Below are 23,755 nucleotides of genomic sequence, written 5' to 3' on the forward strand. Positions count from 1 at the left end.
CTGCAATCATACGATCAGCTTCACTTTGCTGACTTCCTTGGCAACCACGGTGTCTTCGGTCACTCCGGGCGGACAGAATGAGCTCATGTTGGCCGTCCCGGAAATCGTGATCGTGTCAGCCGCGATCATCAGGCACTGGCTTGTGACCTTTGCTGTCCCGGTGAAGTCGATGCCGCTGTTCGGCAGGTAGATCGTACCGTTGAGGACTGTAGAAGAGTCACCATTGATCTTGCTGCGGTCGGTGCCGGTTGAGGTGCGATCCTCGAAGACCAGCATGCCGGCAAGTGCGTTGGCGTTCGTCTCCGATACCCCACGGCTGACCAGTTCCGAAGCTTGAATGGCCGTGAGGTTGATGTTCGAACCGCCATTGATCTTGATGTACGCACCATTCTTCAGCACGAACATCACGCCGCTTCCAACCACGGCGTATTGCCCACTGATCTCGACACCGCCACCGTCAATGACGTAGACACCCGGCGCAAATGTCGTGGCGCAGGACACCTTTATGCCCCCAGTGTAGGTGCCCGGTAGTACCGAGGCCAGGTCGGCAGTCGTGGTCTTGCTGATGTTGGACAGCGTCGTGGCCACCACCGTTTCCATCTTTTCCCAGACGATGTTGTTTCCCGATCCGTTGTTGGTCTGGGTCCACACCACTGTGGTCGTGTAGGTCGTGCCCGCCACCACGGTGTTTTCGACGATGACATAGCCGTCGTTGTTCTCGGTCGAATAGTCCTTCTTGGCGTTCTTGTTATTGCTGACCTGCTCAGTCGCAGTCTGCCACGTCGCACCCTTCCAGTAGGTATAGGTGACGGTTGTCTTCTTGTTGCGGTCGGCACGGGTGGTCGTGGTGCCCTGCACGCAGTAGTAATTGCGCGCCACCTGGCTCTCGGCCGGGTTGGGCGGCGAAAGGTTGGCATAGGGATCGAACAGGCCTTCGAGGTAGTCGTGGACCTCGTCGTCCGTATGTGTGCTGAACCACTCGTCGATGCCGCCGCGGGAAAGCACCCAGCCGGCATCGATGTCGGGATTGCCGTCAACCAGAATGGACGATTCCGAGGTCGAAAGGGCCGCGATGCCGCACTTGGCCTTCAGCACGGAAGTGCCACCGATTGTGATGGCGCCGCTTTCGTCTTCATCAAGCGCCAGCAGGCACGACGTGAAGGATGTGCCCGCCGTGTACGCCGCTTGTGCCGATGCCGTGACCGTGGTGCCTCTTCCGGTCAGAAAGCTTGAAAAGGGCAGGGTGTCGCGAACTGTCGCGCTCACCGTGACGCTGTTGTTGCTGCCACCGGCATAGCTCGACAACGTGACCGAAGGCGTTCCGACGGTGATGTCCGAAACGGTCGATATGTTGGCGTTGAATTCCTGAAGCGCCCGGTCCGAATAGATGGCGCGCGTTGCGCTCTGCGTTCGGGCCCAGGCGCCGGCCAGAGCGGCCTGGTCCACGGCGAACTGCAGTTCGCGCTTCCACATGTACCACTGTGCGGTATCGACCGCGAATCCCGCTCCGCCGATGAACGCGGGCATGCCCAGGGCAAGGAGCAGCGTCGCATTGCCGCCCTTGTGCCGCGCCAGGCGCTTGCAAAGGTGGATCAATCCCGAGAGTGATCGAAATGCTGAGCGCATGCTGCTACCGTTATCTCATCCCGTCGGCGGCTGCCGATGCCAATCCCCGCGACTCGTTAAGTAGATTGTCGTGGTAAGTTCATCTTGAAGCCATCTGGTTGACGGCCCGTTAAACAATACGGGAATTGCGAGAGTTGTTTCTTAATGTCGAAGTTACCATCGGAACCCGCCGAAACCCTCGATATTTCGCGAAGAATTGCCCTTGCCTATGCTCCTGCCAAGGCGCGCCCGGCGTGGCTGGCGTTGTTCATGCTCGAGCAGAAACTGGCCGAGACGGCCCGCCCGGGACGTGAACCCCTGATGATCCAGTTGCGGCTGTCATGGTGGCGGGATCGCCTGAAGGAGAGCGGCGCGGCTTGGCCGGTAAGCGAACCGGCGCTGGCATCGCTGAGGGCGTGGAACGGGCAGCACGGCCGACTGGTGGGTCTGGTCGACAGCTGGGAGGCTCGCGCTCTGGGCGAGGATCAGGAAGACGAATTCGCTCAGGCGCTGACCAATGCCTATCTCGCCTTGGCCGAGGTGCTCGCAGTTCGAGACACCGGCGCGATCGAGGCTCATGCACGTCATCTTGCGGGTCGGGAAACCCTCGGTGGGCGTAGGGGCGCATTGCCGCGGGCGATGAGGCCGCTTGCCGTGCTGTCTGCCATGAGGGACAGCGGCGGTAACCTCGGGAAGGGCCGCCGACTTGTCGAATTCCTGCGGGTGGTCCGCGCCGGAACGCTGGGCTTCTGAGTTCGTGCCAAAGCGGTAGCATCTACCCCTGCCGCGATAGCGCTGCGGCGTTAGACCCTTGATGACGGAGGGTCGGAGATGGTTCGTGTCTTGCTCGGTGGACTGGCTGCCCTGATGCTTTGCGCTGCAGGCATATTCTGGTGGCAGGGGCGCGCTGAGACACGGGGAGGAGCTGCCCCGCCACTGCCGGTTGCCGAAGCCGCTGTCGCTCCGGAGAGCCTGCCGAGCGCCGATATCGAAGGGCTCACCGGTGTCGCCCCGCCAGAGGCAACCTCTGTCGGCAAGGAGACCCGCCGGTTCAATCTTGTCGACAAGGACAGGGACAACCGGATCAGCCGCACCGAAATGCTGAGCCTGCGCGCATCGGCCTTTCGCAAGCTCGACAAGGACGGCAACAACCTGCTGACGTTCGAAGAATGGGCCTATGTCACCGTCGACAAGTTCAAGTCTGCCGACGGAAACGGAGACCTGTTCCTCACGCGCGAGGAGTTCGCCACGACGCGTCCCAAGGTGAAGCCCAAGCCAAAGCAGAAATGCTCGTGCAAATAGACTCTCAAGCCAGCGCGCTGATCCAGGGCGCGATGTCCGCCTTGGCCCGTTCGGTATAGGCTTCCTTGCGCGCCTTCTTCTTCACGTCGTGCAGGGGCGGGAAGAGGCCGAAGTTGACATTCATGGGCTGAAAGCTCTCGGCATCGGCATCGCCGGTTATGTGGGACAACAGCGATCCCAGCGCCGTGGTTTGCGGAGGCGGCGTCCAGGTACGTCCGGCGATTTCGGCAGCGGTCATCAACCCGGCCAGCATGCCGACCGAGCCGCTCTCGACATAGCCTTCGCAGCCGGTGATCTGGCCGGCAAAGCGGATGTGCGGCGCCGATCTCAAGCGCAGTTGCCGATCGAGCAGCGTTGGCGAGTTGAGGAAGGTGTTGCGATGCAAGCCACCCAGCCGCGCAAACTCGGCGTTCTCAAGACCGGGGATGGTGCGGAACACGCGGACCTGTTCGGCATGCTTCAGCTTGGTCTGGAAACCGACCATGTTCCACAGCGTGCCGAGCTTGTTGTCCTGCCGCAGCTGGACGACCGCGTAGGGCCAGCGGCCGTTGGGATGTTCGGGCGTGGCCCAATGCGGATTGTCGAGCCCGACCGGCTTCATCGGCCCGAAACGCAAGGTTTCCTCACCCCGCGCCGCCATCACCTCGATCGGCATGCAACCATCGAAGTAGGGCGTGTTGGCTTCCCACTCCTTGAATTCGGTCTTTTCGCCTGCCAGCAGTTCCTCGCGGAAGGCAAGGTACTGGTCGCGCGTCATCGGGCAGTTGATGTAGTCGCGCCCGTCGCCACCCATGGCCAGCGAGGCCTCGGCGCCCTTGTCCCAGCGCGAGGCCATCCACGCCACGCCCATATCGATAGAATCGCGATAGACGATCGGCGCAATGGCGTCGAAGAAGGCAAGGCTGTCGGCGCCGGTTGCACCGCCGATGCTTTCGGCAAGCGAGGGGGCGGTGAGGGGGCCGGTCGCGACGATCGTCAGTCCCTCGACGGGGAGCGTATCGACCCGCTCGCGCACGATCTCCAGCGTCGGCTGCGCGCGCAAGGCGGCTTCGACTTCCGCCGAGAACACATCCCTGTCCACGGCCAACGCAGAGCCAGCGGGCACGCGCGCCTTCGCGGCCGCGGCCATGAGCAGGCTGTCGCACTGGCGCATTTCGTGATGCAGCAGGCCAACCGCGTTCTTCTCGTCATCATCCGAACGGAAGGAATTGGAGCAGACCAGTTCGGCAAGACCGTCGCCGTTGTGGGCAGGGGTTGTGTCGCCGCTGCCGCGCATTTCGGACAGGCGCACGCGAACCCCGCGCCGGGCAAGCTGCCAGGCTGCTTCGCTTCCGGCCATGCCGCCGCCGATGATATGGACCTGATGCGTCATGCGCTTGCCCTTGGCATTGCCGCGCCGCTGCGGCAAGACCGTCCGCAGGGCAAAGGGAGAAGACGCCGGGTGCCGGGACGCGCATTGATCGAGAAACGGCCCTGGCTCGTCGCCAGTCTGATTGCCGGAACGAGCTATTGGCTGGCCGCAAAGGGGCAGGTGCCGGGCCTGTGGCTGATCGTCTGGAAAGGCGCCGGCGTTGCCCTGCTCGCGGCCTATGCCTGGGCGCATCATCCCTCGCGCAGTGCCCACCTGCTTGCGCTCGTCATGGCTCTGGGCGCGATTGGCGACATGGTGCTCGAAGTGGACTTCACCGGCGGTGCCGCGGCGTTCTTCGCCGGCCACATTGCCGCAATCGCGCTATATCTGCGCCACCCGCGCGCCAGCCTTTCAGGATCAGACAAGGCTGTGGTGGTGGTCTGTCTCCTCGGCGTTCCCGCGTTGTCGTGGGCGCTTTCCGGCCGGACAGACGTTGCCGGCTATGCGCTGCTGCTCGGCGGAATGGCGATGGCCGCATTTGCCAGTGACTTTCCGCGCAGCCGCGTGGCGCTAGGCGCGGCGATGTTCGTCGCATCGGACCTGCTGATCTTCGCGCGGATGGGACCGCTGGCGCAGAGCGCGGTCCCGGGGCTGCTGATCTGGCCGCTCTACTACTTCGGCCAGTTCATGATCTGCACCGGCGTAATCGCGGCTTTGCGGACGAGGGGCGAGTTCCGGGCCGTCCGGTAAGGTTCAGCCCTGCAGCAGAGCGCGGGTCGCCGCCTCGACATCATGCTGCCGCATCAGGCTTTCGCCCACCAGGAAGGTGCGTGCGCCGCACTTTTCGAGGCGAAGGATGTCTGCGTGGGTGTTGATGCCGCTTTCGGCAACAAGCAAGGTGCCTTCCGGAGCCAGGGGTGCAAGGCGCTCGGTCGTGCCGAGATCGGTGACGAAGCGCTTGAGATCGCGGTTGTTGACGCCGATCAGGCGCGACTTCAGCCGCGCGGCCCGCTCCATTTCCGCTTCGTTGTGGACTTCAACCAGCGCATCCATGCCCTGTTCGCGGGCAGCCGCTTCGATCTCGGCCATCTGGCTGTCGGAAAGGCAGGCGGCGATGATCAGGATGGCATCGGCGCCGATGGCGCGTGCCTCAAGGCACTGCCACGGATCGACCATGAAGTCCTTGCGGATCACCGGCAGCGTGCAGGCAGCGCGGGCCGCGACCAGATAGTCCTCATGGCCCTGAAAGTAGGGCGCGTCTGTCAGGATCGAGAGGCAAGCCGCGCCCCCGGCCTGATAGGCGCGGGCATGGTCGGCAGGTGCGAAATCGGCACGGATCAGGCCCTTGGACGGGCTGGCCTTCTTGATCTCGGCAATCAGCGCATAACCGGTCTCCGCGCGGACACGCAGCGCCGCTTCGAACCCGCGCGGGGCGCTCTGCTTTGCGGCGCGCGCCGCCAGTTCGCTGGTGCTGACAGCGGCCTTGCGGGCGGCGACTTCGCTGCGCTTGGTGTCGCAGATTTCAGTGAGCTTGTCGGTCATGGCAGGGGCGCCTTAGCGAGTTTGGACGCATGGGGGCAAGTGTGTCCTTCGATACGCATGCCCCGCAAAGCGCGCTACTTCAGCGCGGCGATCCAGCAGTCTAGCAGGGCATTGGCGAGGCCCTTGTCGAGTGCCTCTGCGGCTTCCTCGATGCCCTCATGCCAGTCGCGCGCTTCACCGGCGACGATCAGCGCAGCGGCGGCGTTGAACAGCACGGCGTTGCGGTAGGGGCCTTCCTCGCCTTGCAGAAGCGCGCGCAGCGCGGAGGCGTTGAAGGCTGCGTCGCCGCCGCGAATGGCGTCGACCGGCGCCAGTGGCAGGCCGATGTCGGCAGGGGAGACGCGGCGCATCGAAACTTCGTCGCCCAGCACCTCGGCCAATTCATTGCCACCGGCAAGGCTCAGCTCGTCGAGGCCCTCGTCACCGGAGATGACCATGCTGTGAACGGTGCCCAGGCGGCGGATCGCTTCGGCATAGATCGGAACGTAGGCTGGCCTGGCGATGCCGACGAGTTGACGGCGAACGCCTGCGGGATTGGCCAGCGGCCCCATCAGGTTGAAGATCGTGCGGCGGCCCAGCGCCTTGCGGATCGGCATGATTCTGCCCATCGACGGATGGTGGCGCGCGGCAAAGAGGAAGCAGATGCCAAGATCGTTGAGCGTCGCCTCAGCCGTTTCGCCTGCGCGATCGAGATTGAGGCCCAATGCTTCGAGCGTATCGGCCGCGCCTGCCTTTGAACTCGCCGCGCGATTGCCATGCTTGGCAACGGGCACGCCGCAGGCCGCAACAACGAGGCTGACCGCCGTCGAGACGTTGAGCGTGTGGTGGCCATCGCCGCCGGTGCCGCAGACGTCGATGGCGTTGGCTGGCGCGTTGACCGGGATCATCCGCGCCCGCATTGCACGTGCAGCGCCCGCGATTTCGCTCGCCGTCTCGCCCCGGTCGGACAGGGCGGAAAGGAACTGCGCGATGGCGTCGTCCGCCACGGTGCCGTCGAGGATTGCGGCAAACGCGGCTTCGGCCTCGGCTTCCTCAAGCGGATGGGAAATGTCGGGCAGGCTCATGCTGGCAGCGGGTTGGTCTTGATGCCGCACAGCTTGAGGAAATTCGCGACCATGGCGTGCCCGTGCTCGGTGGCGATGCTTTCCGGGTGGAACTGCACGCCGTGGATCGGCAGCGCGGTGTGGCGGAAGCCCATGACGTGCGTGTCGTCCGACTGCGCGTTGACCGCGAGGCAGTCAGGAATGTCGGTCACGATCAGCGAGTGATAGCGGGTGGCGATGAACGGCGAGGGCAGGCCCTCGAACACGCCGGTGCCATCATGCGTGACCGGCGAGGTCTTGCCATGCATCAACCCGCCGCGCACGACCTTGCCGCCGAAATACTGCCCGATCGACTGGTGGCCGAGGCACACCCCGAGCAGCGGCAGCTTGGCATCCGCCGCAGCGCCGACCAGATCAAGGCTCACCCCCGCCTCATTCGGCGTGCAAGGGCCGGGCGAAAGCAGGAACCCCTGCGCGCCGGTCCTGATCGCTTGCTCGGCGGTGAGCGCGTCGTTGCGCACGACTTCAACCTCCGCGCCCATCTCCATCAGGTAGTGGACGAGGTTCCAGGTGAAGCTGTCGTAATTGTCGATGACGAGGATCATTGGCCAAATTTCGCTTCTGTTGCCACCCGCACAGCCTCACGCGCCGCTGCGAACAAGGCGCCTGACTTCAGCTCGCATTCGCGCTGTTCGTATTCGGGATTGCTGTCGGCCACGATCCCTGCGCCGGCCTGTGCGTGGAGGACTCCGTCCTTGATCACGCCGGTGCGCAGGACGATGCAACTGTCGACCGAGCCGTCGGGTGCGAAATAGCCGACGCCGCCGGCGTAGGCACCGCGGGTTTCGGGTTCGAGTTCGGCGATGATCTCGCAGGCGCGGACCTTGGGTGCGCCGCTGACGGTGCCTGCGGGGAAGCCTGCGAAGAGGGCGTCGACGCTGTCGGCTCGGGTTGTGTCGAGCTGACCGACCACGTTCGAGACGATGTGCATGACGTGGCTGTAGCGCTCTACCGTGTAGCTCTCCGTGACCTTGACCGTGCCCGCCTTGGCCACGCGGCCGACATCGTTGCGGCCGAGGTCGAGCAGCATGAGGTGTTCGGCGCGCTCCTTGGGATCGTCGAGCAGGCTGAGTTCGTTGGCGCGGTCTTCTTCCGGAGTCTGGCCGCGGGGCGGGTGCCGGCGATGGGACGGATCGTGACTTCGCCATCGCGAATGCGCACGAGGATCTCGGGGCTCGACCCGGTCAGCGCGAAGCCCGGCATGTCGAGGAAATAGAGGAACGGCGAGGGGTTGATGCGGCGCAGGGCACGGTAGAGCGCAATCGGTGGCAGCGGGAAGGGCGCGGTGAAGCGCTGGGCCAGCACAACCTGAAAGATGTCGCCCGCCTCGATGTAGTCCTTCGCCCGGGTGACCATCTGCGCGTAGTTGGCAGCGGGCATGACGGGCTGGGGGGTAACGTCCACGGCCTCGGCCAGGCGCGCATCTGCCGGGACAGGCTCCGCCAGCTTGCGCAAGGCATTGTCGATGCGTTCGGCTGCGGCTTCGAGCAGGCGTTCTGGAGCGCCGCCTTCGGCCCAGACCGGGGCGATGGCGAACAATTCGTCGGACAGGCGGTCAAACACCAGCACCACGGTCGGCCGGGTGAACAACATGTCGGGCAGGACGAGGTCGCTCTGCGGCGCGCGCGGCAGCTTCTCGACGAGGCCGATGGTCTCGTAGCCGAAATAGCCGACCAGACAGGCCAGCGCCGACGGCAGGGCGGCGGGGACGTCGATCCGGCATGCAGCGACAAGGGCCCTCAATTCCGCCAGGGCATCGCCGGGAAGGCTGGCGAAGGCAGCCTTGTCATGGCGCCAGATGCGGTTGATCTCGGCCTGCTTGCCCGTGGCGCGGAAAACCAGATCGGGATCGATGCCAAGCAGGCTGTAGCGCCCCCGCACTTCGCCGCCCTGCACGGATTCGAGCAGGAAATCACCCCGCCCGTTCTCCATGAGCTTGAGCGCGGCTCCCACGGGCGTTTCAGTGTCGACGATCAGTCTGCGCCAGATCAGCGCGGGCTTTCCGGCCGACAATTGCGCGAGCGCAGCCTCGTGGTTCTCGGGGAGCGCGAAGGCGGGTTCTGCGAGGTCGCTGGTCATGGGATTTACTGGGCGTTGCTGCCGGTCAGCTGGTCACGCACGGCCTTGATCCCGGCATCGTTGCGTTCCACCCCGACATCCTTGCGGATCGCGAGGCGGAGCTGCTCGGCATATTCGCCGCCAGCATCCTGACCGAAGGAACGGGCGGCCTGCTGGAAGATCTGATCGCCGCGCTTGACTTGACCGAGGACGATGTCCTTGAGCGAAACGACATACCAGCCGCCGTTGTTCGGCCCCTCGAGCCGCTTGTTGCTGCCCTTGGCCATGGCAAACATCAGCGCGAGCGGAGCCGGAACCTGCCCCTGCATCTGGGTGAGCGCCTGACGCGGCAGGTCAACGGCCTGGGGAGCGGGCAGGGCGGCGCCGGCGAGCTTGAGAGCTTCGGCCAGCGGCGTGCCCTTGTTCAAGGCGGCCAGGATCTTGTCGCTGGCGGCCTTGGCCTTGGCTGCGCCCTGCTGGACGGCCCAGTCCCGGGCAACGACGCTCTTGATCTGATCGAGCGGGGCGGGCGTTGCGGCAACGAGCTGCCCGACATCATAGACGGCGAACTTCTCGCCTGGCTTGATCTCTGCGAGCTGGGCTTCGCCTTCGCGCTCCATCGAAAACGCTGCTTGGACCAGAGGCGCGATATCGGCAGCGACCTTCTCGTCCTGCTTTCCGAAAACGCTGCCATTCGCGGTCAGCGGCGGCGTGGTCGAGACGGTCAGGTTGAGCGACTTGGCAATATCGGCAAGGCCGGTGCCATTGTCGATTTCCTGCTCGACTTGCGCTGCAAGGTCGGACAGCGCGGCACGGCGCTTCTCGAGGGTCAGGGCCGCGACGATTTCGGGGCGCGCCTGTTCGAGAGTCTTTCCGGCGTTACGCTTGACTGCGTCGACCTTCAGAACGTGCCATCCCAGGCCCGACTTTGCAGGCGTTGCCAGAGTGCCCGAAGCTGCGGCGAATGCGGCGTCCGCGACGGCACGTGACGTCTGGTTGGCGAGGGTCTCACGCGTCTGATCGGCAAGCTTGCTGGCGACCAGACCCTTGGTGCGCGCGGCCTTGTCGAGCGATCCGCTGGCGCCGACTTCTGCGGCCAGCGCCTTTGCGGCGGCCTCGGTCGGGACGATGACCTGCGTTACCGAGCGTTGCTCGGACGCCGAGTAGACTGCGGTATTGAGCTTGTAGCGCTGTGCCACTTCGGCGTCGCTGGGCGCTGCCACGGTCTTCAGGCTCGCCTCGTCGACGATGGCGTAGCGGATCGTGCGGCGTTCGGGCTGCATGTAGCGGCTCTTGTTCGCGTTGTAGAACGTCGCAAGAGTGCTGTCAGCCGGAGGGGAAGTCGGCGCAAAGGCCAGCGATGGCACCGAGATGATCGTGCCGACACGCTTTTCCGTCAGCAGCGCGGCATAGCGTTGCACGGCCTCGTCAGCCATCTGGGCGCCGAACGCTGCCGGCAAGAGCATCTGCCGCGCCAGCAGGCCCTGACCGAGGTCCTTGCGCACGTCCTTGTCGGTCAGGCCGCGCTGGGCGAGCAGCTGTTCATAGGCCGACTGGCTGAACTTGCCGTCAGGACCCTGGAATGCCGGGATCTTGGTGATCTCGCTGTCGATCAGGCGATCACCGGCCACCAGGCCATGTTCGCGGCCCCATTCGGCCATGGCCAGCCGGTCGGTCAGCCCAGTGAGCACGGTTTCCATGCCGCCGGCATCGAGGAACTGCTTCATCGTCAGGCCGGGCTGCTTCTGCCGCTCCTGCTCGAACGCATTGGTCAGCGCCTTGCCGAGTTCAGCTGTGCCGAGGCGATTGGAGCCGACCTTGGCAGCGCGATCGCCACCTGCGATTCCGCCAAAGCCACTGCCGGTGACATCGGCGCTGGCGAAAGCAAGAGCGATCAGGCCAAGAAAGATCAGGGCAACGGCGACGCCGATGCGCGACTTGAGGAACGAGCGGAAAAAGCCGAGCATTTGTGTAGTTCGTCTCTCGTCTGGGCACGGCAACGCACCCGAAGGTTCGGTTAGCGGTTGCCTTAGGAGGCAAACGCAATTCTCGCAATGGCTCCATGCCAACGATCGTCGCGCAACAGGTCGCCTGCGCCACGCGCGCCTGCGGCAAGTGGGTCTATGCCCGCTTATGCGATCAGGTGTTTTGCAGAATCAGTCCGGGTTTGATAGCCGCGCCGACGACGCAGGGCGATGGATGCCCTGACAGACCGATTGTATCTGCGAATTGTATTTGCGAAATTCAGGGGAACGCGCCGATCATGCCGCACCGTCCTTATATTGTAGGCAACTGGAAAATGAACGGGACGCGCGCCATGCTCGCCGAAGCGCGGGCGATAGACCGTGCGGCGGGGCGCTATCCTGACGTTCAGGTCGCCATCGCTCCTCCCTTCACTCTGATCGGCGCCCTTCGCGAGGCAGTGAGCGCAATGGGGGTTGGCGGGCAGGATTGCCATGTCAACGCAAAGGGCGCGCACACCGGCGACGTATCGGCGCAGATGCTGGTCGATACCGGCGCCGACTTCGTGATCGTCGGGCACAGCGAGCGCCGCAAGGACCACGGCGAAAGCGACGTCCTGATCAAGGCGAAGGCCGAAGCTGCGCTGGCGGCCGGCCTCGGGATCATCGTTTGCGTGGGCGAAACGCTTGAAGAGCGCGATGGCGGGAAGGCGGAAGCAGTCGTTTCCGCGCAGGTCACTGCCTCGATGCCCGATAGCGATGCTGCGGTGGACGCGGTAGCGTCGGGCAAGGTGGCGGTTGCCTATGAACCGGTGTGGGCGATCGGTACCGGACGCGTCGCCGAAGTGGCCGACGTTGTCGCCATGCATGCGCAGATTCGCCAGCAACTGCTTGCTCTCTACGGCGATGCCGGTGCGAAGGTGCGCATCCTTTACGGCGGTTCCGTCAACGCCGGCAACGCACGTGACCTGTTGGCTGCAGAAGGCGTGGGCGGTGCGCTTGTCGGCGGGCGAGCCTTACGGCTGAAGCTTTCCTGCCGATCGTGGCCGCCGCCGATAACGGAGAGGCTTGAGCGCGGCAACGCGCGGGTTGCGCGGACGCCGTAGCAAGCCTACATGCCGCCCAAGGTTCCCGCGCGGTATCGCGCACGAGGTGTGATTCATGTCGTTGTTCATTTTTCTTACCGTGGTCCAGGCCATTGTCGCCGCGCTGCTGGTGGTCGTGATCCTGATGCAGAAGTCGGAAGGCGGCGGGCTTGGCGTGGGCGGAAGCCCAGCCGGCTTCATGTCGGCGCGCGGCGCGGCTGACTTCATGACCCGGTTGACGACGATTCTCGCAACGGCGTTCGTGGTGCTCAGCATTGCTCTGGCAGCGCTCGCGGTCGGCACGAACTCGAGCCGCGAGATCGATACCTCGCTTGAGCGTAACACGCCCATGCAGAACGCGCCGGCCAATGACCCTCTGGCTCCGGCCCAAGGCGCGCAGCCTGGCGCGGCTCCCGCCCAGCAGGTTCCGGCCCCGGCCAACGATCCGCTGAACGGCGCCGCCGGCCAGTAACTCGAATACTAAAAAGCGGCCCGCCGCCCCGCGACCGGACAGGTCGCGGGTCGGCTGTCGTTTTGCTTTCGTCCACGGCTTGTGGATTGCGGCGAAGATTGCAGCCGCAACCGCTTGCCTAATTGCAACTTCTGACGCTAAGGCCCGAATCCCATGGCGCGGTACATTTTTATCACCGGCGGCGTGGTTTCCTCGCTCGGCAAGGGACTCATGGCAGCAAGCTTGGCGGCTTTGCTGCAGGCACGCGGTTTTCGCGTGCGCATCCGCAAGTTCGATCCCTATCTGAACGTCGATCCGGGGACGATGAGCCCCTATCAGCACGGCGAAGTCTACGTGACTGACGACGGCGCGGAAACCGATCTCGACCTTGGTCACTATGAACGCTTTACCGGCGTTTCGGCACGCCAGGCGGACAACATCACCTCGGGACGCATCTACCGCGATATCATCGCGAAGGAGCGCCGCGGCGACTACCTTGGCGCGACGGTGCAGGTGATCCCGCACGTGACCGACGCGATCAAGGACTTTGCGCAGGCCGAAACCGAGGATCTGGATTTCGTGCTGTGCGAGATCGGCGGGACGGTGGGCGACATCGAAGGCCTGCCTTTCATCGAGGCGTTGCGCCAGATGCACAACGAACTCGACCGCAACGATACCTGCTTCGTCCACGTCACGCTGGTGCCCTACATCGCAGCGGCCGGTGAACTGAAGACCAAGCCGACGCAGCATTCGGTGCGCGAACTCACCGGACTTGGCATTCAGCCCGACATTCTTCTGTGCCGCTGCGAGAAGCCGCTGCCCGAGAGCGAGCGCGCCAAGATCGCGCAGTTCTGCAACGTGCGGAAGTCTGCGGTCATCCCGGCGCTCGATGCTTCGAGCATTTATGCCGTGCCGCTGCAGTATCACGCCGAGGGCCTCGACAGTGAAGTGCTGCGCCACTTCGGCCTGACCGCGCCCGAGCCTGACCTGACGCGGTGGGACGACATCGTCGATCGGCACCAGAACCCGAGGGCGAAGTGACCATCGGCGTCGTCGGCAAGTATGTCGGCCTTCAGGATGCCTACAAGTCGCTCAACGAAGCGCTGGTCCATGGCGGCATGGCCAACCGGGTCAAGGTGCGGATCAAGTGGCTCGACGCCGAGCTGTTCGAGAAGGACGATGCGGAAATCGCAGCGCATCTCGAACCGATGCACGGCATCCTCGTGCCGGGTGGCTTTGGCGAGCGTGGCACCGAAGGCAAGATCGCGTCCGTCCGTTTCGCGCGAGAACGCAAGGTGCCGTTCTTCGGCATCTGTCTCGGCATGCAGATGGCCTGCATCGAAGGTGCGCGCAACACGGCCGGGATTGCCGGCGCTTCGTCCACCGAATTCGGGCCGACCGATGAACCTGTGGTCGGCATCATCACCGAATGGATGACTGCCGAGGGCCTCGAGAAGCGTTCCGAAGGCGGCGATCTGGGCGGCACCATGCGGCTTGGCGCCTACGAGGCGAAGCTTGCCGGCAACAGCCACGTCGCCAACATCTATGGTGCAAGCGAAATCAGCGAGCGCCATCGCCATCGCTACGAAGTGAACGTCGCCTACAAGGAGCGGCTCGAGAAGGGCGGTCTGGTCTTCTCGGGCATGTCTCCCGATGGTCTCCTGCCGGAAATCGTCGAGCGCCCCGATCACCCCTGGTTCATCGGCGTGCAGTTCCATCCGGAGCTCAAGAGCCGTCCGTTCGAACCCCATCCGCTGTTTGCGGGCTTCATCGCTGCGGCGGTCAAGCAGGCGCGTCTGGTTTAAAGGTCCTTAAAGGGCTGGCAATTGCGAGGTTTCCCTGATTATCTGCGCGGCAGCAATCTGGGGGACCTCGACATGGATGCGGCCAAGCTGGCTGAAGCGCTGACGGCACAAAGTCTTTTCGCGGACTGCGAACCGGCCGAGCTGTCCGATATCATCGCGCGTGGCCAGGTTCGCCAGTTCAAGCCGGGGCAGGAACTCATGGCGCAGGGTGAAGAGGGCAAGACCCTGTTCATCGTGCTCAAGGGCCTCGCGCGGGTCAGCATGCTGGCGGCAAACGGGCGCGAGATCATTCTTGACTATGCCGAGCCCGGCCATGTCCTGGGCGAGATCGCATTTCTCGATGGCGGGGATCGAACGGCCACGGTGGAAGCGATCGAACCGGTCGAGGCGCTGATCCTTACCCGGGGAGCCTTTGCCGATATCATCGACAAGCACAAGGGACTGGCCCTGCGCCTGCTCAAGGCGATGGCGCGCCGGCTGCGGCAGAACAACGCCGTGATCGAGGCCGACCGCGCTTACACATCGGGGCCGAGGCTGGCCCGTTTCCTGCTGCGGCTGATGATGGGCGATACATCCGACGCCGGCAATCAGCTCAAGATTGCGCTGAGCCAGGGCGAACTCGGCAACTTTGCCGGCATGTCGCGCGAACAGATCAATCGCCAGCTTTCCGCGTGGGTCGACAATGGCATCATTGCCCTGAAAGGCGGGCGTGTGACCATTCTTGATCGCGAGGCGCTGATCGACGTGGCCGAAGCCTGGTGATGCGGAAAGAGCGGACCGATGTGGTCCGCTCTTCCATGCTTTTCTTTACCGAGAGAGATCAGGCGGCGGCGGTGTTGTCGCCTTCGATCACCTTGAGCTGGTTCTGCGCGCCGATCAGGACCTTCTTGGGCTTCATCGCCTCGGGCACTTCGCGTACGAGATCGATGGTCAGCAGGCCGTCGGCAAGGTCTGCCGCTTCTACCCGGACGAAATCGGCCAGTTCGAAGCGACGCTCGAACCCGCGGTTGGCGATGCCGACATGCAGGAATTCGCGATCCTGCGGTTCGGGGCGCTGGCCCTTGACCACCAGCAGGTTCTGCTGGGCGGTGATGTCGATGTCTTCGGCCTTGAACCCGGCGACTGCCAGCGTGATGCGGTAGGCATCCTCGCCGCTACGCTCGATATTGAAGGGCGGATAATTGTCGCCGGCATTGGCGCGGGCCTGGCGTTCGAGCAGGTCGAACAGGCGGTCGAAGCCCACGGTGGTGCGGCGATAGGGGGTAAAGTCAAAACGGTTCATGGCAATATCCTCTGATTGAGCAATCTGCACTTGCCTTTGCGAACCCGGAACCCGGCACCCGCATTGGCGGTTTTACACTCGTATTCGTGATCACGCCCGACTTGCGGCGCATGACACGAAAACCCATGTGTGTTAGCGAAAACCGCTTTTCAAGACCCAGAAAGAGGTACCGATGTCCGATACGCCCAAGGTCGAAGTCTATACAAAGTGGGGCTGCCCCTACTGCATGCGTGCCAAGCAGTTGCTGGACAGCAAGGGCGTGTCCTACGAAGAGTTCGACGTGACGATGGGCGGACCGAAGAAGGCCGAAATGCTCGATCGTGCTCCCGGCCATACCACCGTGCCCTCGATCTTCATCGACGGCATTCACGTTGGCGGTTCCGACGATCTTGCCGCGCTCAACGCGCAAGGCAAGCTGGACATGATGCTCGGAAAGTGAGTGCCGCGGAAGTCCGGCCGGTAAAGATCGCGCTGTTCCAGATGACCAGCGGGATCGATCCGCTGGCCAATGCAGACGCGATAGCGGGCGCCGCGCGAAAGGCGGCGGACGAGGGGGCGGCGATGGTGTTCACCCCCGAGATGTGCGGGCTGCTCGATCGTGACCGGTCAAGGGCAACCCGGCACATCGTGCCCGAAGCGGACAACCCGGTCCTTGCCGCTGCGCGGTCTGCGGCACGTGATCTGGGGCTGTGGATCGATCTTGGGTCGCTGGCGGTGCTGCGCGACGACGGAAAGTGGGCCAATCGCGCCTTCATCATCGATTCCGACGGTGAGATTTCGGCGCGCTATGACAAGATCCACATGTTCGATGTCGATCTTGCAACGGGCGAGACCTGGCGCGAATCTGCCGCTTACACGCCGGGCGATGCGGTGGTGACGGTCGAGACACCGCTTGGCCGCCTCGGCCTTGCCATCTGCTACGACATCCGCTTTCCGGCCCTGTTCGAGGAACTGGGCCGCCGCCGTTGCGACGCGATCCGCATTCCGGCTGCATTCACCGTGCCGACCGGCAAGGCGCATTGGCACCTCCTGCAGCGCGCCCGCGCCGTGGAAGCCAGCGCCTGGGTCATTTCGGCAGCACAGGGCGGTGAGCATCAGGACGGCCGCGAGACCTTTGGGCACTCGCTCGTGGTCGATCCTTGGGGCGAGGTTGTCTACGATGGCGGAGAGGGCAGTTCGCTGGGCTTCGCCATTATCGATCCTGCCCGAACGGGCGAGGTTCGAGCGCAGCTTCCCAGTCTTGCCAACAAGCGCGAAATCCCTAGATCGGCGGCATGATTGTCTTTGATCTGCAATGCGGGCCGAACGGACACCGCTTCGAGGGCTGGTTCGGCTCCTCGCAGGACTATGAAAGTCAACAGGCAAGGGGGCTGGTATCTTGTCCCTCATGCGGATCGCCTGATGTCAACAAGGCAGTGATGGCGCCCAATGTTGGCCGCAAGGGCAACCAGCTTGCGGCAACTGCTCCGGCAAAGCCTGCGGAATCGGCGCCCGTCGCCAATGTCCCGCTGCCGCCAGAGGCCGTGGCCATGCTCAAGGCCGTCGCTGCGATTCAGGCCGAGGCGATCAAGTCATCGACCTGGGTGGGGGACAAGTTCGCCGAGGATGCCCGCGCGATGCACTACGGCGAAAAGGATGCAGGCGCCATCCACGGCCGCGCGACGCCCGATGAGGCGCGCGAACTGCTTGACGTGGGCATTGCGGTCGCCCCCTTGCTCATTCCCGTGGTGCCCCCGGAAGAAGCCAACTGAAAGAGCGTTGCCAGCGCCCACGCCCCTGCCTAAAGGAATGCGCGGGCGCCCGTAGCTCAGCAGGATAGAGCACCAGATTCCTAATCTGGGGGCCATGGGTTCGAATCCCGTCGGGCGCACCACTTTTCGATAGCATTGGCGGCATGCCCGTAGTTCGCGAGAATTTCGAGGTCCCTGCCTGCGCGGCGACGCGGCCCTTTTTTGTTTCACGCAGAGACGCGGAGATGGAAAGGGAGACGCGGAGGAGAGAAGAGAGTTTGAGGCGGCTGCGCCGCAGGCGCCTTCCCAAGGACTCTGCGTCTCTGCGTGAACCATTCCACGCTCGATACAAAAAAGCATCCGCTGGCGAATGCGGACGGTAACGCCGGGGGAAGCTGACAGATCGCGCGACCGGTGCGGTGCCGTTGTGGCACGCAGCGGGGAGGGCGCGGGACCGGTTGCGAGTGGCCGGGGGGCGGTTCCGAACCCCTTGTCGGCTCAGCCTGAGGGCGGACATATGTGAAAGGACGAAGCTTTGGCAGCGGCTCGCGGGCTGCCTTGGCTTCTGGCAAGCGGCTGTGTGAAAAGAACCTGTCGTTTGTGCTGACACAGTCGCACAATCATGGCGGGTTCCGCATCCGCAGCGTCGCTCAGGGTTCGGCGCCGTGCTATCAGCCCTGGGGTGTCCTGTCTGTCCTTGGGTAACGACGAAGGTTTGCCCGGTGGGTCTTGGGCTTTACGCCCCTCGTTGAACCCGCTGCATACCTGCCGCACCGATCGCGCCGGAAGCATGCGCGCCAGACTCTGGGCCTCAGCTTCCGAAGGGAGAGGAGCGGGTTGGCCTTTTGCCCTCTCCTGACCTGTGGGCGGGGCGTATAACCTATATGGTTCGTTTTGTCAAGTGCTCGCCGTCCCATCCTTCTGTCGTCCCTGGCTTGACCCGGGAACCCGCTTCCTTGTTGCGAGACCGTGCAGGAAGAAAAGCGGGCCCCCGGGTCAAGCCCGGGGCGACGGGGGTGTTTGGGTTGGTGGTTAGTGGGTGGTGGGCAGATGGCGTTCCCGTCTGTGCGGTTTTGCCGATTGTGCTGCGGGTGGAGGTGAAGGTTCTTGAAACGGCGTGGGATTTGTGATTCAGTCATGACATGAAAAGCCGTCGTCCCCTTCTTCCGAAAGACAGCCTTGCGCAGTCCATGGCGCTGGTCGTGCTGCTTGTGCTTGCTGCGGTCGGCGTGGCAGGCCCAAGCGGTCTGCTGGCCTGGGGCGAGAATGCACGGGTGCTCGAACAGCGGCAGAAGGAGATCGCTTCGCTGACGGCTGAGCGGGACCGGATGAAGAACCGGGTCGATCTGCTCGATCCTCGCCACGCTGACCCCGATCTTGTGGGGGAATTGCTGCACAGCAATCTCAACGTGACGCATCCTGACGACGTGGTGATGCAGCTCAAGGATTGAGCCGATCCTTGCCTTGGCGGCGGAAGTTTACCGCTGCTTGAGGAACATTGCGTCGCTGTAGCTGCCTTCCATGCGCGCATTGTCAGGCCCGTAGAGCAGGGTCATCGGATCGGCGCGGGTGAAGCGCAGGGATCGTGCATGGTAGCGCGCAGCGACGGGCGTATCGCAGAAGCGGAAGTGCGCGTTCCAGATCGTCAGCCAACCACCCGGGGCGAGATGGCGGTCCAGTGCTGAAACCGTCTGCGCAAAGCGGGCAAACGGCAGCAGGGTGGAGCAGGACGCGGGAGCTTGGCTTTCGAGGGTGCCGTGCCGAAACACCGCCATGGCCAGGATGGCGTCGAATGTATGGCCTTCAAGCATCCCGACGTCGGCGGCCTCGATGTAGGAAATGTTGGGATCGGGATGCAGCGCAAGATGGGCCCTGGCGATGCGGATCATCGCCGGATTGGGGTCCAGCCCGACAATGCGGGCCTTGGGGAACCACCGCCGCAGACTGCGAACTTCGCTGCCATCGCTGCATCCGAAGGAGAGGATGCGGGGGGCATCGAGAGTCCACAGATGCGCGTCGAGCGCGGTGAATATTTCGGGGTAGCGATCCTCGCAGGTGGTTGGCCATGGTTGCAGGATGGCGTTGGAATGGGTGCGCTTCATGCGGGCGATGGCGCGGCGATCAGGGTCTGCCAGGTCCCTGATCCGGTCGATCGCCGAACGCACCTGTGGAACTGCAAGCAGCCCGGTGCGTAGGGACGATATAAGGGTTGAACCGCTTGCCATGGTGTCGGGATTGCGGTTGAATCCGCCACGGTAAAGCCAAAACGGACTTTTCCTTACAAGTGACAATAAGATAGCAATCTATCGGTAGGCAGGGGAATGTCGGTGGTGTGTGCTGGTACCATAATGGAAGTAAGTTTTTGTGGCTGAACCCGAAGCGGTGACCGAGCAACAGGCCGGAGACCTCGCCCGGATTCAGTCCGAATCCGAATCGGTCTGGCGTTATGCGATGGCCGACAGGGCGCATGCGGTGATCGATGCAGCCGATTACTTCGCCCTGATGCGCGAAGCGATGATGCGGGCGCAGCAGCGGATCTTCCTGATAGGGTGGGATTTCGACACCCGGATCATCATCGGCGGAGGTCGGCGGTGGTGGAACTTGCCGCGAAAGCGTGTTTCGCCGGCGCGGCTTGGTCCTTTCGTCGTGTGGCTGGCCAATCGTCGCAAGCAGCTTGATGTCAGGGTGCTCAAGTGGAACTTCGGCGCCTTGAAAGCCTTCTTTCGCGGCTCGATGATGCTCGATCTGTTGCGGTGGTGGCGGCATCCGCGGATCGTGTTCAAGCTCGACAGCGCGCATCCACTGGGGTGCAGCCACCACCAGAAGATTGCAGTGATCGACGATCGTTTTGCCGTGTGCGGCGGTATCGACATGGCCGGCGACCGCTGGGACACGCGACAGCACCTCGACGACGACAAGCGGCGCAGGCGGCCCGGCGGCAAGCTCTATGGCCCGTGGCACGACTGTACGATGCTGATGGAAGGCGAGGCGGCCGCAGTGCTCGGGGCGTTCGGCCGAAAGCGGTGGGAACAGGCGAAGGGAAAGCCGTTCGAGCCTTGCGAACCGCAAAGGGCATCGCCCTGGCCCACGAGCGTCGAGGCCGAATTCCGCAATGTCGAGATCGGCATCGCGCGCACGCGATCACACTTTGCCGAGGCACGCGAGGTGCGCGAAGTTGAAGCGCTGTTTCTCGAGCATATCGCGCGGGCGAAGAAGTTCATCTACTTCGAGAACCAGTATTTTGCATCGCGCAAGATTGCAGAAGCCATCGTCAGGCGGATGGAAGAGCCCGATCCTCCCGAGATCGTGCTGATCAATCCGCAAAGTTCCGATGGTTGGCTGGAGCAGACCGCGATGGACGGGGCGCGCATCCGGTTGGTGCGAGCGATCGAGCAGGTCGATCACGCAGGTCGCTTCTCGGTCTGGCATCCCTTCACGGCGAAAGGCACGCCGATCTACGTGCATTCCAAGCTGACCATCGTGGATGACGAGATCCTGAGGATCGGGTCGGCGAACCTGAACAACCGCTCGATGGGCCTCGACAGCGAGTGCGATGTGTTCATCGACTGTGCAAGGCCTGCCAATGGCCACTGTGGCGAGGCAATCCGTCGGTTGCGCGTTTCCCTTCTGGCCGAGCATTGCGGTATCGGGCCGGAGCGGGTAGCGGAACTTCTGGACCAGCACGGTTCGATGGCTGCGGCCATCGCTGCTGCTCCGCAGGAGGGCAAGAGACTGGGGCGGTTCGTGCCGCACGACCTGACCGATGCGGAGAAGGCGCTGGCCGACAACGAGGTACTCGACCCAGAGCGTCCGGAGGAAATGCTGTCCTTCTATCGCCGGGGTCTGTTCAGGAGTCGCTTCCTGCGACGGCCTGCAAGGTAGCGGAGGAACGTGATGAGCAGTCTGGTAGGGCCCGATGAAGACGACGATCTGGCCCGGGGCAAGCCACCTGTTCCCGAAGACGTTCAGGACGCTATTCGCACGCTGATCCGGTGGTCGGGCGACGATCCATCACGCGAGGGACTGCTTGATACGCCCAAGCGCGTCGCGCGTGCCTGGAAGGAATATTGCCTCGGCTATGGCGAGGACCCGGCGAGCCATCTGTCGCGACAGTTCGAGGAAGTGGGCGGCTATGACGAGATCGTGCTGCTGAAGGACATTCCTTTCCAGAGCCATTGCGAGCATCACATGGCACCGATCATCGGCAAAGCGGCGATTGCCTATTTGCCGCGGCACAAGGTTGTCGGCATCTCCAAGCTGGCGCGGGTCCTTCACGGGTTTGCGCGTCGGCTGCAGATCCAGGAGCGCCTGACCGCCGAGGTGGCACAATGCATCTGGGACAACCTCAAGCCGCATGGGGTGGCGGTGGTCATCGAGGCGAGCCATGCCTGCATGACCGCGCGCGGCGTGCGGACGCCTGGCGTGGGCATGGTGACGAGCCGGATGATGGGCACGTTCCTCGACGATACGCGAAGCCGCAAGGAAGTGCTCAGCCTGATGGGCTACTGAGGGCAGCACCCCAGCAAAGAAACATTACAAGTCCGTCGGTTGGTTGCACACAATCGGGGTTCTATCTTGCTCATGTCACCGGAAAAAAGCCGGGACGTTTGCAGGAGACACAACATGAAGACGCTTGGCTTTGCAGGTCTTGCCGTTGCGCTGGGGTTCAGCGCCCCGGCAATGGGCATGGAGCACTCGACCGTCATCGAGCATGCGGCCGGCCCGATCACCGCCGATTACAGTGGAAAGACACGGGTCGAGATGAAGCAGATCGGCTCGGCCGGCGGAGCGGGGCGGGCTTCCTCGTTGCGCTGCCAGTGGTCTGTGTCGCTTTCGGTCGAGCGGCAGGCACAGGTCGGCGCAAACATGCAGGCAAGGCGTTCGATGCTGCGCGATGACGTGCTTACGGGGTCATCGCCGGGCTGGTGCTCGGAGCGCAGCAATGGCATCGACCGCGTGATCGAGGCGCGACGTGACGACTTGCGCAGTGCGATGATGGCCATGGTTGCGCAGGATCGCGAAGTGATCCTCGTTGAAGCAGAAGGAGCCCACGCCAGGCAGCGCGAGGGCTGAGGAGAAATGAATACATGACCCGCATCCACTATCTGAATGGCCTGGCAGTTCTTGGCGCGATCGCAGCGGTGCAGGCGCCACAAGCGATGGCTCAATCGGTGGATGCGGGTGTGGAGGCAACCACGGACGAAGTCCGGCGCGGGCTCAGCTGGAGTGACGGTGAAATCTCCGCCTCGGCTGATGCCAGCGTCGGCTTTGCCGGGCTGGATGCCTCGGTGCGAATGGCGGCGCTGCGCAAGTCTGACCGTCATGCCAATGCCGATGTCGTGGGCGACGTGGCGATCGGCAAGGATTGGGAAGCCGGGGCGATCACGCTGCGGACGGAGGCCATCGGGCACTTCTTCGGCGGCGCCGACATCGGTGCCGATTATGGCGAGGTGGGCCTTGGTGCGCGGTATTCGATCGGGCCGCTGCAAGTGCGGGCCGATGCCTTCTATGCGCCAAAGCAGGACGCGATCGGCGGGGACAATCTTTACCTGAGAGGATCAGCGAACTTTGGCGTGCCGGCGCTGCCGATCAGTCTCTCCGCTTCGCTGGGCTATACCACGGGCGACACGAAGGATGCGCGCTCGGCCCGGCTGCGACCGGCCGGGGATTATGCCGACTGGCGGCTGGGCGTGGAATACAACCAGTTTCCGTTCACCATCGGGCTCGACTATGCGGGCACCGATATCGACACATCGGGCGTCTCGGTTTCGCCCTATGCCGATCTCAAGCACGCTGGCGACCGGGTGCTGGGGCGCGTGCGTCTTTCGTTCTGAAAGCACCATGAAAAAGGCCCCGGAGATACGGGGGCCTTTCGATCGATCAGATGTTCTCGATCATGTGCTCGGCGGAGCTGACCTTGAAGTCACCCGGAGCTTCGACGAACAGCTGTTCGACGACGCCATCGTTGACGACCATCGAGAAACGCTGGCCGCGCTTGCCGAGGCCGAAGCCCGAACCGTCCATCGTAAGGCCGAGCGCTTCGGCGAGGTCGCCGTTGCCGTCTGCCAGCATGGTCACGTCGCTCGAGCCCGAAGCTGCGCCCCAAGCCTTCATCACGAAGGGATCGTTGACGGCGGTGCAAGCGATCTCGTCGATGCCCTTGGCCTTCAGGTCAGCGGCCTTTTCAACGTAGCCGGGGAGGTGCTTGGCCGAGCAGGTCGGGGTGAAGGCACCGGGGACGGAGAACAGCGCCACGCGCTTGCCCTTGAAGTAATCGGCCGACTGCACGGCTTCCGGACCTTCGGCAGTCGCCTTGACGATCTTGACGTCGGGCAGCTTGTCTCCAACAGCGATTGTCATCCCCATCTTCCTTTCGTTGCGCCGGGCGAGGGGGCCCGGACGAGTATGGCGCGTTGGATATAGGTGCGCCCGGTAGCTCTGCAACAGTCCGGCGCTAGGGTATTCCCGAATGGCGATATA

22 protein-coding genes, 1 tRNA gene and 3 pseudogenes are annotated in these 23,755 nt (G+C 63.7%); 16 read left to right on the forward strand and 10 right to left on the reverse strand.

Annotation, left to right across the window (positions count from 1 at the left end):
• Positions 1-6: 6 nt before the first annotated feature.
• Positions 7-1,596 carry a TadE/TadG family type IV pilus assembly protein gene (locus C7W88_RS12470; RefSeq protein WP_162896031.1) on the reverse strand — a complete coding sequence of 530 codons (1,590 nt, stop codon included), beginning with the start codon at positions 1,594-1,596 and terminating at the stop codon, positions 7-9.
• Between the two features lie 174 nt (positions 1,597-1,770).
• Here C7W88_RS12470 and C7W88_RS12475 point away from each other — a divergent pair, with 174 nt between their 5' ends.
• Entirely contained in the window at positions 1,771-2,358 is a 588-nt protein-coding gene (locus C7W88_RS12475) for a hypothetical protein (RefSeq protein WP_118073770.1), read from the forward strand.
• Between the two features lie 78 nt (positions 2,359-2,436).
• On the forward strand, positions 2,437-2,907 hold the full coding sequence (locus C7W88_RS12480; RefSeq protein WP_118073771.1) for an EF-hand domain-containing protein: 471 nt from the start codon (positions 2,437-2,439) through the stop codon (positions 2,905-2,907).
• 4 nt (positions 2,908-2,911) lie between these two features.
• Here C7W88_RS12480 and trmFO read toward each other — a convergent pair whose 3' ends face one another.
• The gene (gene trmFO / locus C7W88_RS12485) at positions 2,912-4,279 is read right to left on the reverse strand and encodes a methylenetetrahydrofolate--tRNA-(uracil(54)-C(5))-methyltransferase (FADH(2)-oxidizing) TrmFO (protein WP_118073772.1); all 1,368 of its coding nucleotides are present in this window, start codon (positions 4,277-4,279) and stop codon (positions 2,912-2,914) included.
• Between trmFO and C7W88_RS12490 the strand changes: the two genes are divergently transcribed.
• Entirely contained in the window at positions 4,262-5,008 is a 747-nt protein-coding gene (locus C7W88_RS12490; protein ID WP_240344638.1) for a lysoplasmalogenase, read from the forward strand. The two genes, trmFO and C7W88_RS12490, sit on opposite strands and share 18 nt — an antisense overlap.
• Positions 5,009-5,011: 3 nt before the next feature.
• Here the strand turns inward: C7W88_RS12490 and trpC are convergent, their stop codons facing one another.
• The 5 genes and pseudogenes from trpC to C7W88_RS12515 all read right to left on the reverse strand — a co-directional run bounded on the left by trpC (position 5,012) and on the right by C7W88_RS12515 (position 10,928).
• Positions 5,012-5,800: an indole-3-glycerol phosphate synthase TrpC gene (gene trpC, locus C7W88_RS12495; RefSeq protein WP_118073774.1), complete on the reverse strand. Its 789-nt coding sequence runs from the start codon at positions 5,798-5,800 to the stop codon at positions 5,012-5,014.
• A 74-nt stretch (positions 5,801-5,874) separates the two neighbouring features.
• Positions 5,875-6,864, reverse strand: a complete 990-nt coding sequence (gene trpD / locus C7W88_RS12500) for an anthranilate phosphoribosyltransferase (protein WP_118073775.1) — start codon at positions 6,862-6,864, stop codon at positions 5,875-5,877.
• Complete coding sequence (locus C7W88_RS12505; RefSeq protein ID WP_118073776.1) at positions 6,861-7,448, reverse strand: aminodeoxychorismate/anthranilate synthase component II; 588 nt, start codon at positions 7,446-7,448, stop codon at positions 6,861-6,863. The genes trpD and C7W88_RS12505 overlap by 4 nt, the downstream gene beginning before the upstream one ends.
• Positions 7,445-8,982: pseudogene (locus C7W88_RS12510) on the reverse strand (anthranilate synthase component I family protein). The gene C7W88_RS12505 and the pseudogene C7W88_RS12510 overlap by 4 nt, the downstream one beginning before the upstream one ends.
• Before the next feature lie 5 nt (positions 8,983-8,987).
• Complete coding sequence (locus C7W88_RS12515) at positions 8,988-10,928, reverse strand: peptidylprolyl isomerase (RefSeq protein ID WP_118073777.1); 1,941 nt, start codon at positions 10,926-10,928, stop codon at positions 8,988-8,990.
• A 296-nt stretch (positions 10,929-11,224) separates the two neighbouring features.
• Between C7W88_RS12515 and tpiA the strand changes: the two are divergent.
• The 4 genes and pseudogenes from tpiA to C7W88_RS12535 all read left to right on the forward strand — a co-directional run bounded on the left by tpiA (position 11,225) and on the right by C7W88_RS12535 (position 15,025).
• Positions 11,225-11,994: pseudogene (gene tpiA, locus C7W88_RS12520) on the forward strand (triose-phosphate isomerase).
• A gap of 89 nt (positions 11,995-12,083) precedes the next feature.
• Positions 12,084-12,479 (forward strand): preprotein translocase subunit SecG, encoded by a 396-nt coding sequence (secG, locus tag C7W88_RS12525; RefSeq protein WP_370073133.1) that lies wholly within the window; start codon positions 12,084-12,086, stop codon positions 12,477-12,479.
• A gap of 153 nt (positions 12,480-12,632) precedes the next feature.
• Positions 12,633-14,263 (forward strand): annotated as a pseudogene (locus C7W88_RS12530) (CTP synthase).
• A gap of 72 nt (positions 14,264-14,335) precedes the next feature.
• On the forward strand, positions 14,336-15,025 hold the full coding sequence (locus C7W88_RS12535; RefSeq protein ID WP_118073778.1) for a Crp/Fnr family transcriptional regulator: 690 nt from the start codon (positions 14,336-14,338) through the stop codon (positions 15,023-15,025).
• A gap of 58 nt (positions 15,026-15,083) precedes the next feature.
• Here the strand turns inward: C7W88_RS12535 and C7W88_RS12540 are convergent, their stop codons facing one another.
• Complete coding sequence (locus tag C7W88_RS12540; protein ID WP_039332216.1) at positions 15,084-15,545, reverse strand: Hsp20 family protein; 462 nt, start codon at positions 15,543-15,545, stop codon at positions 15,084-15,086.
• A 172-nt stretch (positions 15,546-15,717) separates the two neighbouring features.
• Between C7W88_RS12540 and grxC the strand changes: the two genes are divergently transcribed.
• The 5 genes from grxC to C7W88_RS12565 all read left to right on the forward strand — a co-directional run bounded on the left by grxC (position 15,718) and on the right by C7W88_RS12565 (position 18,726).
• A complete protein-coding gene (grxC, locus tag C7W88_RS12545) occupies positions 15,718-15,984 on the forward strand; it encodes a glutaredoxin 3 (RefSeq protein ID WP_118073779.1) in 267 nt (88 codons plus the stop codon).
• Positions 15,981-16,823: a carbon-nitrogen hydrolase family protein gene (locus C7W88_RS12550; RefSeq protein WP_255418776.1), complete on the forward strand. Its 843-nt coding sequence runs from the start codon at positions 15,981-15,983 to the stop codon at positions 16,821-16,823. Before grxC ends, C7W88_RS12550 begins: the two co-directional genes overlap by 4 nt.
• Positions 16,820-17,296 (forward strand): DUF1178 family protein, encoded by a 477-nt coding sequence (locus C7W88_RS12555; RefSeq protein ID WP_118073780.1) that lies wholly within the window; start codon positions 16,820-16,822, stop codon positions 17,294-17,296. Before C7W88_RS12550 ends, C7W88_RS12555 begins: the two co-directional genes overlap by 4 nt.
• Before the next feature lie 45 nt (positions 17,297-17,341).
• Positions 17,342-17,418: transfer RNA gene (locus C7W88_RS12560), tRNA-Arg, on the forward strand.
• 999 nt (positions 17,419-18,417) lie between these two features.
• A complete protein-coding gene (locus C7W88_RS12565; RefSeq protein ID WP_118073781.1) occupies positions 18,418-18,726 on the forward strand; it encodes a septum formation initiator family protein in 309 nt (102 codons plus the stop codon).
• A gap of 27 nt (positions 18,727-18,753) precedes the next feature.
• Here C7W88_RS12565 and C7W88_RS12570 read toward each other — a convergent pair whose 3' ends face one another.
• Entirely contained in the window at positions 18,754-19,440 is a 687-nt protein-coding gene (locus C7W88_RS12570; RefSeq protein WP_162896032.1) for a trans-aconitate 2-methyltransferase, read from the reverse strand.
• A 199-nt stretch (positions 19,441-19,639) separates the two neighbouring features.
• Between C7W88_RS12570 and C7W88_RS12575 the strand changes: the two genes are divergently transcribed.
• The 4 genes from C7W88_RS12575 (at position 19,640) to C7W88_RS12590 (ending at position 23,109) form a co-directional block, all read left to right on the forward strand.
• Positions 19,640-21,157 carry a phospholipase D-like domain-containing protein gene (locus C7W88_RS12575; protein WP_240344639.1) on the forward strand — a complete coding sequence of 506 codons (1,518 nt, stop codon included), beginning with the start codon at positions 19,640-19,642 and terminating at the stop codon, positions 21,155-21,157.
• Positions 21,158-21,169: 12 nt separating this feature from the next.
• Positions 21,170-21,784 carry a GTP cyclohydrolase I FolE gene (gene folE / locus C7W88_RS12580; RefSeq protein WP_118073783.1) on the forward strand — a complete coding sequence of 205 codons (615 nt, stop codon included), beginning with the start codon at positions 21,170-21,172 and terminating at the stop codon, positions 21,782-21,784.
• A 114-nt stretch (positions 21,785-21,898) separates the two neighbouring features.
• Positions 21,899-22,348 carry a hypothetical protein gene (locus C7W88_RS12585; protein WP_118073784.1) on the forward strand — a complete coding sequence of 150 codons (450 nt, stop codon included), beginning with the start codon at positions 21,899-21,901 and terminating at the stop codon, positions 22,346-22,348.
• A gap of 14 nt (positions 22,349-22,362) precedes the next feature.
• Entirely contained in the window at positions 22,363-23,109 is a 747-nt protein-coding gene (locus C7W88_RS12590) for a TorF family putative porin (RefSeq protein ID WP_118073785.1), read from the forward strand.
• Positions 23,110-23,155: 46 nt separating this feature from the next.
• Here C7W88_RS12590 and C7W88_RS12595 read toward each other — a convergent pair whose 3' ends face one another.
• Positions 23,156-23,635 (reverse strand): peroxiredoxin, encoded by a 480-nt coding sequence (locus tag C7W88_RS12595; protein ID WP_039332231.1) that lies wholly within the window; start codon positions 23,633-23,635, stop codon positions 23,156-23,158.
• Positions 23,636-23,755 lie beyond the last annotated feature (120 nt).

The sequence above is a fragment of the Novosphingobium sp. THN1 genome (assembly GCF_003454795.1).
In the GTDB taxonomy this organism is placed as follows: Bacteria; Pseudomonadota; Alphaproteobacteria; order Sphingomonadales; family Sphingomonadaceae; genus Novosphingobium.

What these genes read in the sequence shown, in the direction of transcription:
- C7W88_RS12475 (WP_118073770.1), top strand. Translation starts at nt 1,771, where the DNA reads ATGTCGAAGTTACCATCGGAACCCGCCGAAACCCTCGATATTTCGCGA.
- C7W88_RS12480 (WP_118073771.1), top strand. Translation starts at nt 2,437, where the DNA reads ATGGTTCGTGTCTTGCTCGGTGGACTGGCTGCCCTGATGCTTTGCGCT.
- C7W88_RS12490 (WP_240344638.1), top strand. Translation starts at nt 4,262, where the DNA reads ATGGACCTGATGCGTCATGCGCTTGCCCTTGGCATTGCCGCGCCGCTG.
- trmFO (WP_118073772.1), bottom strand. Translation starts at nt 4,279, where the DNA reads ATGACGCATCAGGTCCATATCATCGGCGGCGGCATGGCCGGAAGCGAA.
- trpC (WP_118073774.1), bottom strand. Translation starts at nt 5,800, where the DNA reads ATGACCGACAAGCTCACTGAAATCTGCGACACCAAGCGCAGCGAAGTC.
- trpD (WP_118073775.1), bottom strand. Translation starts at nt 6,864, where the DNA reads ATGAGCCTGCCCGACATTTCCCATCCGCTTGAGGAAGCCGAGGCCGAA.
- C7W88_RS12505 (WP_118073776.1), bottom strand. Translation starts at nt 7,448, where the DNA reads ATGATCCTCGTCATCGACAATTACGACAGCTTCACCTGGAACCTCGTC.
- C7W88_RS12515 (WP_118073777.1), bottom strand. Translation starts at nt 10,928, where the DNA reads ATGCTCGGCTTTTTCCGCTCGTTCCTCAAGTCGCGCATCGGCGTCGCC.
- secG (WP_370073133.1), top strand. Translation starts at nt 12,084, where the DNA reads ATGTCGTTGTTCATTTTTCTTACCGTGGTCCAGGCCATTGTCGCCGCG.
- C7W88_RS12535 (WP_118073778.1), top strand. Translation starts at nt 14,336, where the DNA reads ATGGATGCGGCCAAGCTGGCTGAAGCGCTGACGGCACAAAGTCTTTTC.
- C7W88_RS12540 (WP_039332216.1), bottom strand. Translation starts at nt 15,545, where the DNA reads ATGAACCGTTTTGACTTTACCCCCTATCGCCGCACCACCGTGGGCTTC.
- grxC (WP_118073779.1), top strand. Translation starts at nt 15,718, where the DNA reads ATGTCCGATACGCCCAAGGTCGAAGTCTATACAAAGTGGGGCTGCCCC.
- C7W88_RS12555 (WP_118073780.1), top strand. Translation starts at nt 16,820, where the DNA reads ATGATTGTCTTTGATCTGCAATGCGGGCCGAACGGACACCGCTTCGAG.
- C7W88_RS12565 (WP_118073781.1), top strand. Translation starts at nt 18,418, where the DNA reads ATGAAAAGCCGTCGTCCCCTTCTTCCGAAAGACAGCCTTGCGCAGTCC.
- folE (WP_118073783.1), top strand. Translation starts at nt 21,170, where the DNA reads ATGAGCAGTCTGGTAGGGCCCGATGAAGACGACGATCTGGCCCGGGGC.
- C7W88_RS12585 (WP_118073784.1), top strand. Translation starts at nt 21,899, where the DNA reads ATGAAGACGCTTGGCTTTGCAGGTCTTGCCGTTGCGCTGGGGTTCAGC.
- C7W88_RS12590 (WP_118073785.1), top strand. Translation starts at nt 22,363, where the DNA reads ATGACCCGCATCCACTATCTGAATGGCCTGGCAGTTCTTGGCGCGATC.
- C7W88_RS12595 (WP_039332231.1), bottom strand. Translation starts at nt 23,635, where the DNA reads ATGACAATCGCTGTTGGAGACAAGCTGCCCGACGTCAAGATCGTCAAG.